The organism is Labrys sp. KB_33_2 (assembly GCF_052114505.1).
Taxonomy (GTDB): domain Bacteria; phylum Pseudomonadota; class Alphaproteobacteria; order Rhizobiales; family Labraceae; genus Labrys.
The window spans coordinates 102,481-116,237 of the sequence record NZ_JBFREW010000013.1 but is presented as its reverse complement, the minus strand read 5'-3'; the positions used below and the strand labels follow the sequence as shown (position 1 = coordinate 116,237).

Below are 13,757 nucleotides of genomic sequence, written 5' to 3'. Positions count from 1 at the left end.
GGATTCAATTCGGCGATTGCGGGAAGAAGAGCTTGCGCCGTTTTGATTTCATCCGGTCGGGATCGAAGTTCTCGGCAACCCATGCGTCGGTCGGGTCGAGGAAGATCGCCTGCGTTCCCTCGCTTCCTTTGAGCGCGAGCTGGTTGGCGACATTGCGGAAATAGAAATGGCGGAAGATGCGGTCGAACTCCGTCATGTAGATGTCGGCGACGCGCGTATCGCCGCGGATGAGGAGCATGTTCTCGTCATTGTTGACGAGGGAGTTCTTTGAAAAATTCGCCGAGCCGCTGATGACCAGAGGATCGTCCGACAGCGGATCGATCAAAAGGATCTTGGTGTGAATGTAGAAGACATTCCCTTCATAGCGGTAATGGCCTTCCTCCAGGAACCATCTGTCGAGCTTCCAGCCGGGAACCTTGGCGCGTAGCGTCATCTTGCCGAGAGCGGCGCCATTGGCGATCTGCAGGTCGGGATCGCCGACCAGCGCCTTCTCCGCCTTGGTGTCGAGCGGCTTTTCGAGCAGGATGTAGCGCAGGAAATCGACGTCCTCGGCAAAGACCTTGGCCAGGGTGGCGTTCACGCCGAAGGCCGCCGTGAACATCACGGTTTGCCGGGCCGTATGGATGCGATCGGCATACCAGGCGAGCAGGCTGTCATCGGGGCGTGGACTGAACAGCGGGGTGATCGTGCCTGGCGCAACCTCGTCTCGGGGCGCGGCATTCTCGCTCCCCACCCATTGACGCAGGGGCTTCCATTCGGTGTCCGCCGCAAGCTTTTCCCAGTAAGCGAGATAGTGGGCGGCGAGCGCTGCATCCCGCACGAGATGGCCGACATTGCTCTGCCCGAGAAAGCCGGACGCCGTGAAATTGGTCGAACCGGTCCACACGGCCACGCGCGCCGGATCGTCTGACAGGCGCAGGATGAACTTGTTGTGGGGAATGTCGTTGCGGTGGATGCGCGGCAGCAGGATCGCCTTCGGCAGGCCGGATGCCTTGATGGCTGCGGCATTGGACTTGGTGGCCTCGGTATCCTTGCGCTCGCCTTTCACGGTTTCCTGGCCAGCCTCATAGACGACGGCGACATCGACCTTGCGCTCGTGAGCGGCGGCCAGGGCTTTCAGGATTGGCGGATAGCTGAATTCATAGGCGGCGACACGCAGGCTTTCCCCCGGGCGAGTGTCGTCAATGAAGCCGAGAGCGGCCTCGAGCAGGCCGCGCGAAAGCCATTGGGTGATGCGGTCATGGCTGTCATTGGGATCGGTCGGTCCCCGATTGCCGAATTTCTCGGCGAAGGCCTGGCTCGCTATGGCGCCGCGATTGAAATAGACGGCGTGCTTGCCGCCATCCTCACTCTCGGTCGTGACCTCGATTTCAAGATCCTTGCCATAGCGCAGGTTCTTCGGCGTACCGTAAACAGGACGGATCAGGAAGCCATAGGGACGGCCGGGCTTGGCGGTGTAGTCGCTCCACAAGAAGCTCTGAATCGGCTGTTCGAGCGTGGAGTATTTCTGCCCCGGACGCGGTTCGGGAACCACGTCGCGAAAGAGCTTGGTGCCGCTCAGCCAATAGGACTGGTCCTCGGTGACGTCACTGCGTTTGATGGCAAAGCCGAGCAAGCCCCGGCGGGCCTCGGCGGTGGCATCGATCGCCAGGAGCACCACATTGCTGCCGGCGATGGCGCGAAGCGCAAAATCACCGTTCGTTGCTTCCGCCCGCATGCCCGGTTCCCCCGCATTGTGCGTCGATCGCTGGAAAGTACTGGTAAACTAGAGCACAGGAGCTCGACCATTGCGTGACAGGAGAGGGTGGCAAATTCGCTACCGTTCGCCTTGGGCAGGCCCTAAACTCGGTTCACCCGGATGTGGGAAGCAGGCATGAACGCAATCAGGGCGTCGGTACACGCCTATGAGGACTGGCTGAGAGGAGAGATCGGGACCGATTTCGTCGAGGCAGACCTGGAGGAAAAGCACCGCAAGATGCGCAGCGGTGCCTTCGCCTTTCTGCGCGCGACCTATTGGCGTTGGGCCGAGACGATCCTGGAGATCTGCCCGGAGCTTGCGAATGCGCCAGAGGTTCTGGCGATCGGCGACACCCATCTGGAGAATTTCGGCACCTGGCGCGATGACGAGGGACGGCTGATCTGGGGCGCCAATGATTTCGACGATGCCGCCGTCATGCCCTATGTGCTCGATCTCGTGCGGCTTGCCACCAGCGCGCTGCTGGCCCGAGGTAGCAGGGGTCTGCCGGCGGAGGAGATTTGCCGGGCGATCGCAACCGGCTATGGCGCGGGGCTCGCCAACCCGTCGCCCGTGGTGCTCGAACGTGACTATAAATGGTTGCGCAAGGCGGTGCTGCTGCCGGAAGCCGCACGCAAGGCATTCTGGAGCAAGTTCGACATCAAGACGCGAAAGCCTATCAAGCTCGATTACGAGGAGAGGCTGCGAGCCTCGATGCCCGATCCGCAGGGTAAATATCGTTTCGCGCCCCGGCAGGCGGGAACCGGCAGTCTTGGCCGAGCACGTTTCGTCGCCTGCGGCGAGTGGCGGGGCGGACCGGTGCTGCGGGAGGCCAAGAGGTTGACCATCTCGGCCTGGTCTTATCGCTTCGATCCTCGGGCCAAGGCGATCCTGGTCGAGAAGATTGCAACTGGCCGCTGCCGCGCACCCGACCCGTATTATGGCGTGAAGGATGCCATTTTGGTGCGGCGCTTGTCGCCCAACAGCCGCAAGCTGGAAGTGAAAACCTCTGTCGACGAGTTCCTGTCGCCTCGCATGCTCACATTGATGGGGCAGGAAATCGCCAATTGCCATGCCGATGACCCGCATAGATTGCCTGTGCTGCAGAAGGATTTGCGCAAGCGCGGGAAGGACTGGCTCTGCAATGCCGCCGAGGCGGCGGCCGAGGCGGTGATCGGCGAACAAGAAGAGTTCGCTTGAACCCTGATTATTCTGCCCCGTTAGTTTCGCCTTGATTCTGTTACAATTCGGCAACACTGTTGCAGGAATCACTCAGCCTGGAATTGCCCTGGCTGATCGGTCGATAACAGGGGCGGGGACGGCGTTCGAATGGCAGTTGCAGACAACGCGCAGCAAACGGGGGCAGACGCTGCCAGCATGCCGGCGCGGCGCCTCGGCCTGCTCGGATTCGGCCTGGTCATTCTTTCGGTTGCTTCGGCGATCGGAACATTCTTCGTGTTGGTCGACGTCGAGCCGATCTCGGTGCTGCTCAAGAGCACGGTCGCCCGTCTGCGCTTCCAGTTGGGCATCGACGCCGCCGTCCAGGCGCCGAATACCGATGCCGCCTATAGCAATGCCATCGATGCGCTGTTCATCGTCAATGCCTCCTTCATTGTGGCTTTGCTGGTGCTGCTGGCGGTCGAGGCAGGTAATCTGATCGTCGCAAGGCGTCGCGGGCAAGCCGGTGCCGCGCTGCATATGCGGGTGATCGGGCTGTTCTCCATCGTCTCCGCCGTGCCGGTCCTGCTGTTGGCGACGGTGGCGATCATCTCGCTCGACCGCGGCCTCGACAATCTGTTCTCGACACGCGTCAGCAACATCGTCAACACCTCGGTCGCGGTCGCCAATTCCTATCAGGACGAGCAGGCCCAGCAATTGCGGTTCGCCGGCCTGTCGATGGCGGCCGACCTCAACAAATATTCGCCGCTCTACGCGGCGGACCGGTCGCAGTTTCAACGCCTGTTCGACATGCTCGCCGTGAATTACGGCCTGTCGAGCGCCATGATCCTGACCCGAGAGGGGGCGGTAACCGACCAGTCCTATGTGCCCGGCAGCTTGCCGTTCTTCCTGCCGACCAAACTGTTTCCGGCCCTTGCCGCCGCCGACCAGCAACCGGCCGTTCGCATCGATCCTGGTACGCAGAACGTCACCGGCCAGATCATCAAGCTGGCTGCCTACACCGATCGCTATCTCTTCATTGTCCGGCCCTTCGACCCCAAGATCGCAGAATATATCCGCCAGACCGGCGAGGACTCGGCTCGCTTCGAGAATCTGAAGGCGTCCCGCTTCCCGACCCAGGTCAATTTCGCGCTGCTCTACGCCATCATCGCCCTCAACATGCTGTTGGCGGCGATCTGGATCGGCCTTTCCTTTGCCAATCGCCTGGTGGATCCGATCCGCCGCCTGATCAGCGCGGCGGACCAGGTCGGCAGCGGCAATCTCAATGTGCATGTGCCGGTGGAGCCGCGTTCCGGCGATCTCGGCAAGCTTGGCGACACCTTCAACAACATGACGGATACGCTGCGCACCCAGCGCAACGACCTGCTCGGCGCCAATGATCTGCTCGACAGCCGCCGGCGCTTCATCGAGGCGGTGCTGTCGGGCGTTTCAACCGGCGTGATCGGCATCGATGACGAGGGCAAGATCACCGTGGTCAATCCGCTCGCCAGCACCTGGATCAAATCGCGCCAGTCCCCCGTCGGGCGTCCCCTGGCCGAGGTGATGCCTGAGTTGTCGACCTATCTCGCCGACGCGCTCGGCACCAGGTCGCGGCTGGTGCAGGGCCAGATCACCATCAATCGCGACGGACGCGAGCGCAACGTCACCGTGCGCGTCACGTCCGAGCAGTCGACCATGCGCGAGCATGGCTATGTGGTGACGCTGGACGACATTACCGAACTCGTGCTGGCGCAGCGCAGCTCCGCCTGGGCCGATGTGGCCCGCCGCATTGCCCATGAGATCAAGAATCCGCTGACGCCGATCCAGCTTTCGGCCGAACGCATCCGGCGCAAATACGGCAAGGTCATCGTGGAGGACCGCGAGGTCTTCGACCAGTGCACCGACACCATTGTGCGCCAGGTCGACGACATCAAGCGCATGGTCGACGAATTTTCCTCCTTCGCCCGTATGCCCAAGCCCTCGATCGAGAGCGAGGATTTCGGCGAGATGGTGAAGCAGGTCGTGTTCATGATGCGGATCGGCTATCCCGACATCAGCTTCAACTACCAGCCACCGCCCGAGCCCATCATCGCCCGGTTCGACCGCCGCCTGCTCTCGCAGGCCGTCACCAACATCGTGAAAAATGCCACGGAGGCCATCGCGGGCCGGCCTGACGATCGCGAGGGCACGGGGACCGTCGACGTGCGTGTGGTGCGCAGGGAAGCGGATATCGCCGTGGAGGTGATCGACAACGGCATCGGTCTGCCCAAGGAAAACCGCCAGAAGCTGCTGGAGCCCTATGTCACCACGCGCGAGAAAGGCACGGGCCTCGGCCTCGCCATCGTCGGCAAGATCATGGAGGAGCATGGCGGCGGCATCGAGCTACTCGATGCCCCGGCGGTGGCTGATGGCGGCCACGGCGCCATGATGCGTCTGTGGTTCCCGGTGGAAGCAACGGGCAAGTCCGATGCGGCCAGCAACGAGGCCGCACAATGATGGTTCTACCCTACCTTCCGCGCCAAGATGTAATACCAAGAGACATTATCGATGGATCTTGGTTCCGTCTGACAATTTTCGCCAAATCTTTGATTTGGTTTCGCAAATTGGCGGGTGTTCAAGCCGAGAATGCGTCAGAATCTTCGAGGCTTGGCATTGGATGGGACACCTTGATCCGATACGCGATTGCAAAGCGTTTGCGGGCGACGTGCCTGACCTCATGCGAGGCGGGCGCGCTGGATTCACCTCATGCAAGCAGGAACTAGACGATGGCGACCGACATTCTGATCGTTGACGATGAGGCCGATATCCGAGAGCTCGTTGCCGGCATCCTCGAGGATGAAGGCCATGGTACCCGAACCGCAAAGGACGCCGACGATGCCCTGGCCACGGTCGCCCAGCGCCGGCCGCATCTCATCTTCCTGGATATCTGGATGCAGGGATCGCGTCTCGATGGGCTCCAGCTTCTGGAAGTGCTGAAGGCCGAACACCCCGAAGTTCCGGTGGTGATGATCTCCGGACACGGCAATATCGAGACCGCCGTCGCGGCGATCAAGATCGGTGCCTATGATTTCATCGAAAAGCCGTTCAAGGCGGACAGGCTGGTGCTGGTCGCCGAGCGCGCCCTGGAAACGTCGCGCCTGCGCCGCGAGGTCAACCAGCTACGCCAGATCTCGGGCAGCGCTTCCAAGATGATGGGGCGCTCCTCGGCCATGAACCAGCTCCGGCAGGTGATCGAGAAGACCGCGCCGACCAATAGCCGCATCCTGATTGCCGGCCCGCCCGGATCGGGCAAGGAATTGGCCGCCCGCACCATCCATCAGGCCTCGCAGCGGGCCGAGGGGCCTTTCGTGGTGCTCAATTCGGCCTCGATCCTGCCCGAGACCATGGAAACCGAGTTGTTCGGCGTGGAAGGCGGTGAGGGCCGTACCCGCAAGGTCGGTGCCTTCGAGGAGGCCCATGGCGGCACCCTGTTCTTCGACGAGGTGGCCGATCTGCCCCGCGAAACGCAGGGAAAGATCCTGCGGGTGCTGATCGATCAGAATTTTTCCCGCGTCGGCGGGGCGACCAAGGTGCATGTCGACGTGCGCATCATCACCTCGACCTCGCGCGACCTCACCGAGGAAGTGGCCGATGGACGCTTCCGCGAGGATCTGCTGCATCGTCTTTCCGTGGTGCCGATCCGTGTCCCCGGCCTGTCGGAACGCCGCGAGGACATTCCGGAACTCGTGGATTATTTCCAGGGACAGATCGCCCAGGCGACCGGCCTGCCACGGCGCGTGGTCGGCCCCGACGCCATGGCGGTGCTGCAGTCGCATGAATGGCCCGGCAATGTTCGCCAGCTTCGCAACAATATCGAGCGGCTGATGATCCTGGTGGGCGGCGATCCCGATGCCATCATCTCCGCCGAAATGCTACCGCCGGAAATCGGGGCGCTGATGCCAACCCGCCCGAACGGGCAGGGGGGCGAGCAGTTGATGGGCTTGCAATTGCGCGATGCGCGCGAATTGTTCGAGCGCGAATATCTGATCGCGCAGATCAATCGTTTCGGCGGCAACATCTCCCGCACGGCCGAGTTCGTCGGCATGGAGCGTTCGGCCCTGCATCGCAAGCTGAAATCGCTCGGCGTCGGGGCGTAGGCGGGCAGCAGCCCGTGAGGAAACGACGGAGCAGGGCCGGCGCAAGGCAACGCGGCCGGCTTTGCGGGGCAGTACGGCCAGAAAAGCCGGCCAGGGCACGGTCCGTTTCCCGTGTGGGCGCATGCCCGGGGAGGCTGAGGCGGCGCGGCTGTTTCTCCGCAATGTCAGCAACCTCCTGCGATCATGGTTCTGGCCGGCACGACACGGCTGTGCGGCTTCGCCGGGCCATCGTGTCAATTGGTTCCGGCCTGCCAAGACATCGTGGCGAGGAGGGGGTGCCTGCCCGCCAGTCTTTGGAGGTACTCCACTATCGCAGGTATGCAGAGGTTCGCCGTCTTACTACTTGTTGACCGGTGTCCGCGGGCCGGTTCTTACGATCCTGCGAACCCGCATTCATGTAAAACGCTGCCACAACGCATCGCCTAGCGAGGCACTACGCAAAAATCATCTTGCTCTGGGAATAGAAACCTCTACAAAAAAGTAATAATATACCTTGAGGCATATGGCATGCGGGGGCAGGCATTTGCAGGGGCGGGTAGACTAGGCGTCCGGCCGGGGGACCGGGCGCGTCATGTCGATATCTGGCTGATCAAGGCCACGCGATATGACGATGACGGCTATCCCATTCGCTGGATACGCTCGGCCATTCCATCCAATTCTCTCGCCTGTGTCTGGGCCCTGGTGGAAGATGCGATATCCCGGCAGGTCTTCGGCCCTGATGTCGTGGCCCGGGTCCACGCCATTGACGAGACCAACACGCGTGTCGACATTCCAGCCATTCTGAGAAGCCATCAGACTGACGGAGCGCAGGCCATCGTCATGCTGGTCGGCGTGCAGACCAACCAATATCCGCGGGCGATGGATATTGCGCGGCCGTTGCGAGCCGCCGGCGTGCCGGTCTGCCTTGGTGGCTTTCATGTGTCGGGTTGCATCGCCACGCTCGGCGAGGATGCCGAGGAGCTGACCCTGGCGCGGGAGCTCGGCGTCAGCCAGTTCGCGGGAGAGGCCGAGCCCGATTGCCTCGACGCCGTTCTGCGCGATGCCTTGGCCGGCACACTGAAGCCGCTCTACAATCATCTGAAGGACCAACCTGGCCTGCAAAACGTGCCGGTGCCGCTGTTGCCCGGGCCGATCGTACGGCGTTCCTTCACCCATTGGTCGAGCTTCGATCTTGGCCGAGGCTGCCCGTTCGAATGCTCCTTCTGCACCATCATCAACGTCCAGGGGCGCAAGAGCCGTTTCCGTACGGCGGACGAGCTGGAGGCCATCATCCGGCTGAATGCCAGGGAGGGTGTCAGCAAGTTTTTCGTGACCGACGACAATTTTGCCCGCAACCGCAATTGGGAGGCCTATTGCGACCGGCTGATCGAATTGCGCGAGCGCGAGGGGGTGGAAGCTCGGCTGTTGATCCAGGTCGACACCATGGCCCATCGCATTCCCGGTTTCATCGACAAGGTGGTGCGGGCCGGCGTTCGGCTGATCTTCATCGGGCTCGAAAACATCAACCCGGACAATCTCGAAGCGGCCAAGAAACGCCAGAACCGCATCGAGGAATATCGCGAGATGGTGCTGGCGTGGAAGCGCCATCCCGTGGTGATCAGTTGCGGCTACATCATCGGCTTTCCCGCCGATACCCGGGAATCGATCCTGCGTGACGTCGATCTGATCAAGCGGGAATTAGCCATCGACGTGCTCTACTTCAACATCCTGACGCCTCTGCCCGGCAGCGAGGATCACAAGCGCATGAAGGACGCCGGGATATGGATGGATCCGGACTTCAACAAATACGACCTGAACCATCGCGTCACCCATCATCCCAAGATGAGCGACGCCGAACTCGATGCCGTCTTCCACGAAGCCAGCCGGCGCTATTATGATTTCGAGCACATGGAGCGGGTGTTCAAGCGCAGGGTGCAGCTCAAGAACGGCATGCGGCTGACCACGCTCTATAATTTGATCGCCTATCGCGAAGGCCCGCGGCGGGAAGGTGTTGCCTTCGCCGAGTTCGGCCTCGGGCGCATCATCGACCGCCACGAACGGCGTCATGGGCTGCCGCTCGAAAACCCGCTGCGCTTCTATGCCCGCTATGCCTGGCGCTTTGCGCGCACGATGGCAGCTTATGCCTATACCTATGGCCGGCTGCGTCTGAGCGTGGCCAAGGCCTGGCGGGCCTGGGGACGCCAGGATCTGTTTCCCTATACCGATGATGCCATCGCCGTCATCGATGAGCGCAACGACCCGCTGGTGCAGGGAACGGCGGACCGCAGCACGCCCTATGCGAAGAAGCGCCAGGAGAACCGACTGAAATCGCGTCTCCAGGAGGACCTGCAGCCTGAACCCGGCTTAAGTGGCGAAACCGTCGGTCCTTAACGTTGCCTCTTTTGTGGCGCGAGCCTTAAGCCCGATGTCGCTCACCCGAGCGGGAAACGCGCCAATTTGTCGTAGCCGGCCTTGATGTGGCTATCCCAGAAGTAGCTCCCGCCGGCGGAGCCGGATTGCCGAGCAGGCCCGGCAATGACAAAGGTCACGCAAACTCCGGCGACGAACCTTAAGCGAACGGCACGATCCTTAGGCTGGTTCGACCCTGGCCGGCTCGTGCAGGCGGGACAGGTTGGCGATCAGGCTGCGGTCATGGAGTGCCACGAAGCGTTCCTTCGAATTCAGCCATTTGGCCGCTTCCTCGATCGAGGCGGCCTCGGCGATCTTGGCCTGCGCCATCACGCGATCCTGCTCGAAGCGCCCGCGCTCGCGGGAGCCCATGGTCGGCAACATGGTCTCGTGCAGCGCCCGGAAACCCGCATCCCGATAGACGACCTCGATGGCATCGCTGTCGTCCTCGCCGACGGCGGCAAGTTCGGTGCTCAGCTCGTTGGCACGGGTCGCCACCTCCGGCGGATGCGTCTCCTCCGGCGTCGCCAGGAAGCCGTGGCGACGCAGCCACAGGCCGAGTGCGAGTTGGCCCGAGGCCCACGAAAGCGGGATGGCGAGCAGCAGACCGATGATGGTCGGCGACATCCAGGTGAACAGATAGGGCGAGATCACATAAGCGGCAACACCGGCAAAGGCACCCAGAACCGTATGCGAGCGGTGGCGCTTGACGATGTCACGGAAGGGGATCGAGCCGTCGTCGCGGCGCTGCGGCTTCCAGCCCGAATCGCGCCCGACCAGAATTTCGAATACGGCACCCGACTGGATCAGCATCATGACCGGGGCGAGCAAGGCGGAAAGAATGATCTCGAGCAGCACCGAGAGGGTCAGCCTGATGCCGCCCCCGCTCGCCCGGCGGTTGGGGCCGTCGAGCAGCATGATGATCAGGCCGAAGATCTTTGGCGCGAGCAGGATGCCCATGGTGCCGCCGAACAACGCCAGAGCGAGTTCGGCGTTGAACACCGGCCAGGTCGGGAAGAGCGAGAACTCGTCGGTGAAATATTCGCGCCGGATGAAATGGGCCTGCAGTGCGATGGTCAGGCCGACCAGCAGTTGGAGCAGCCAAAGCGGGCTTGCCAGATAGGAGAAGATGCCATTGGCGAAGTGCTGGCGCGTACAGGGGTGGAAACCCTTGGAGCCGATCACACGTGCATGCTGCAGGTTGCCCTGGCACCAGCGGCGGTCGCGCGCCGACAGGTCGATCAGCGAGGGTGGGCTTTCTTCGTAGGATCCCGTGATGTCGTTGAGCATGTAGACGGCATAGCCGGCCCGGCGGATCAGCGCCGCTTCGACGAAATCATGGCTGAGGATATGGCCGCCGAAGGGCGGACGGCCAGACAGATCCGGCATGCCGCAATGCGCCGCGAAGGCCTTGGTGCGGATGATGGCATTATGGCCCCAATAATTGCCGTCATGCCCCATCCAGAGCGACAGGCCTTCGGCGATCACCGGGCCATAGGTACGGGCGGCAAACTGCTGGATGCGCGCGAACAGGGTGTTGCGGTTGATGATCAGCGGCAGCGTCTGGATGATACCGGCATCCGGGTCACGCTCCATGGCAGCCGCCAGTTGCACGACGGAGGAACCCGTCATCAGGCTGTCGGCGTCGAGCACCAGCATATGCTCATAGGAGCCGCCCCAGCGCGTGACCCAATTGGCGATATTGCCCGCCTTGCGGTTCGTGTTGCGCTGGCGATGGTGGTACCAGAGCTGGATATCGAGCCCCAGCCGCTTGCGCATCGCCAGGAAGGCACGCTCCTCGGCGATCCACACATTCGGATCGGTGGTGTCGGAGACGAAGAAATAGTCGAAGGCGCGGCCGAGGCCGGTCTGTTCCACCGATTCGATGATGGCCTGCATCGCGCCGAAAACGCGGCTCGGCGCCTCGTTGTAGATCGGCATCAGCACGGCGGTGCGCGTGCTCAACTGCTGGGGCAGGGGCTGGGTGGTGCGCCGGTGGAAGAGCAGATAGACGAAGCCCGCAACGCCCGCGGTGAAGGCGAGGGCGATCCAGGAGAAGTTGAGCACGAACAGGCAGACCAAGGCCCATTCGAGGAAGGTGACCCCGCCGACTTCGACGACCTTGTACATTTCGAAGGCGCCGAAAGCGGTGAGCGCCAACATCCCGCCGAAGACGAACAGGCGGATGAGCCAGGAGCCGTGATGCAGGGCCGGATGGATCCAGGAGCGGCGTTCCGAGCGCGACCACTTGGTCAGCGACTGCACAGGCATCTCCAGCCGATTCTCGTCCGGCATGGCGGAGCGCTGAAAAACCCACTCCTGCGACGAGGTCGGGTGGGTGCCGCCGGTGTGTTCCTCTACGGTGTCCATCGATACAGCCATGTCTCACTCACAGGCTTGCCGTCCTTAACCAGCACGGCACGCATTTCCGAATAGGTTTCGCTGCTCGGGTCGAGGCCGAAACTCAGGCGACCGATGCGCCGCTCCGTTTCCAGAGTCAAACTGACATCGCTCAGCTTACCGGGATTGACGGTGACCTCGGGCGTGACGCCGTTGAGGTTGTCGGCATTGGCGAACAGATCACCCTGGAAGTCGATCACGAACAGACGCCGCTTGGAACCCAGGGCTCCTATCCGCGTCGCGCGTACCAGGGTCATCGGCGGCCGATCGGGCGGAATCTGGCACCAATTGGTGCGATAAGCGAAGGAATAGTCCTTGCCCGCCTCGAGGGCATCCTTCGGCCGCCAATAGGTGATGATGTTGTCGTGGATTTCCTGGTCGGTCGGGATTTCCACCAGTTGGATCGATCCTTCCCCCCAATCGCCCTTAGGGGTGATCCATACGCTCGGCTGCATTTCGAAATGATGCCGGCTGTCTTCGTAATCGGCCGGATCGCGACCCCGCTGCAGCAGGCCAAAGCCACGAGGGGTCTTGTCGACGAAAGCCGAGATCTGCAGCGTCTCCGGGTTCTGCAGCGGGCGCCAGATCCATTCCCCGCCACCCGACAACATCTGCAGCCCGGAGGAAGCGTGGACGGCAACGCGCACGTCGTCGGCGCCCTTGCGGTCGTTGGAGCCGAACAGAAACATCGAATTCAGCGGCGCGATGCCGACATGCTCGATCTTGGCGCGCGGGAAAATCGTCGTCTCGACATCGATGGTGGTGATCTCGCCCGGATGAAGCGTCAGGTGGAACGCGCCCGTTGCCGCTTCCGAATCAAGCAGGGCATGCACCACCAGATTCTCTGCGTTCTGGGGCGGACGTTCGATCCAGAAAGCCCGGAAGAAGGGAAACTCCTCGCCGCTGGATTCGCCGGTATTGATTGCCAGTCCGCGCGCCGCTGCGCCATAGACTTGGTTCTTGGCGATGGCGCGGAAATAGCTCGCCCCCTGGAAGATGGCGAAATCGTCGAGCCGACTGGGCATGTCGATCGGCGCCTTCAGCCGAAAGCCCGAAAAGCCGAGTTTGGAATCGGGCGGAGGCGGCGTGATCTTGCCGAAGTCGAACATCGCCGGCTCATAGGGCACGATCAGGACGCGGCCGTCCTCGACGGTGAACAGGTCGACCGGGGCGGCATAGATGAAGCCCCGATGCAGGGGCTCGATCACGAAGCCGCGGCGATCCTGACTCCAGATGCCCCGATCAGGCCGGAATCGGATCGAGACATATTGCTCGTAATCCAGATTTTGCAGGGAGGAGGGCAGCGCGGCGTCCGGCGCCTGATAGGGAGCCTTCGCAAGATTGCGGGCATAGTCCAGGAGCTTGTCCCGAGAGAAGACCTCGCCTTCCTTCAGACCGGGGGCGTCGATCGCAGCCCGAGCCCCCTGGGGGGCAGCCAGCACACCGGCGGCAATGGAAGCAAATTTCAAGAAGTCGCGTCTGTTCATGGTCTTCTTAACGCGCTTTCGGCAGGCGCAATAGGTGTGGCTGGGCAAGGAACGGCACCACGTCCCTTGGGAGGAAGCGTCTAGTCTTCATCGGGGCACCATAGGTTATACGGTCGCCGGCAACAACTGGCGGGTGTATTCGCGACGTCGTTCCCCGACCATCCCACACCCGAGCCGTCGGCCTTCAACCGAAGAATCGTGACGACTTCATGATGTAGAAGGAGAGGCTTTCCATTTTGTTGTCACAAGTCGGCCAAACCCCAGGCATGAGGGCCCGTATCAGGGCGGAGGGCGACGGGGGCCTTGAGGAGCGCATTGCGTGGGGAAATGCCGGAATGTACCCGCGCGTAGTGGCTTAAGCGCTTGTTTCGTTGACTTTAAGGGTTCGTTTCTGCCACTACCGGCCGTGAATTGCGTGGGTTGCTTGCTCATCGGCGTGCCGGCAGGCCGAAT

General features: G+C 62.3%; 7 protein-coding genes. 4 read left to right on the top strand and 3 right to left on the bottom strand.

Annotated features, from left to right (window positions below; genetic code table 11):
- Positions 1 to 4: 4 nt before the first annotated feature.
- On the bottom strand, positions 5 to 1,717 hold the full coding sequence (locus AB4037_RS22760) for a phospholipase D-like domain-containing protein (protein WP_441773035.1): 1,713 nt from the start codon (positions 1,715 to 1,717) through the stop codon (positions 5 to 7).
- 156 nt (positions 1,718 to 1,873) lie between these two features.
- Here AB4037_RS22760 and AB4037_RS22755 point away from each other — a divergent pair, with 156 nt between their 5' ends.
- The 4 genes from AB4037_RS22755 to AB4037_RS22740 all read left to right on the top strand — a co-directional run bounded on the left by AB4037_RS22755 (position 1,874) and on the right by AB4037_RS22740 (position 9,399).
- Positions 1,874 to 2,935, top strand: coding sequence for a DUF2252 family protein (locus AB4037_RS22755; RefSeq protein ID WP_434956311.1), 1,062 nt, complete (start codon positions 1,874 to 1,876; stop codon positions 2,933 to 2,935).
- A gap of 129 nt (positions 2,936 to 3,064) precedes the next feature.
- Positions 3,065 to 5,389, top strand: coding sequence for an ATP-binding protein (locus AB4037_RS22750; protein ID WP_441773034.1), 2,325 nt, complete (start codon positions 3,065 to 3,067; stop codon positions 5,387 to 5,389).
- A gap of 269 nt (positions 5,390 to 5,658) precedes the next feature.
- On the top strand, positions 5,659 to 7,029 hold the full coding sequence (gene ntrX, locus AB4037_RS22745) for a nitrogen assimilation response regulator NtrX (protein WP_434956313.1): 1,371 nt from the start codon (positions 5,659 to 5,661) through the stop codon (positions 7,027 to 7,029).
- A gap of 507 nt (positions 7,030 to 7,536) precedes the next feature.
- Positions 7,537 to 9,399, top strand: coding sequence for a B12-binding domain-containing radical SAM protein (locus tag AB4037_RS22740; RefSeq protein ID WP_441773033.1), 1,863 nt, complete (start codon positions 7,537 to 7,539; stop codon positions 9,397 to 9,399).
- A 198-nt stretch (positions 9,400 to 9,597) separates the two neighbouring features.
- Here AB4037_RS22740 and mdoH read toward each other — a convergent pair whose 3' ends face one another.
- Together mdoH and AB4037_RS22730 are read right to left on the bottom strand one after the other, a co-directional pair.
- Positions 9,598 to 11,799, bottom strand: coding sequence for a glucans biosynthesis glucosyltransferase MdoH (mdoH, locus tag AB4037_RS22735; RefSeq protein ID WP_441773032.1), 2,202 nt, complete (start codon positions 11,797 to 11,799; stop codon positions 9,598 to 9,600).
- Positions 11,775 to 13,304, bottom strand: a complete 1,530-nt coding sequence (locus tag AB4037_RS22730; RefSeq protein ID WP_441773031.1) for a glucan biosynthesis protein — start codon at positions 13,302 to 13,304, stop codon at positions 11,775 to 11,777. Before AB4037_RS22730 ends, mdoH begins: the two co-directional genes overlap by 25 nt.
- Positions 13,305 to 13,757: the final 453 nt, after the last annotated feature.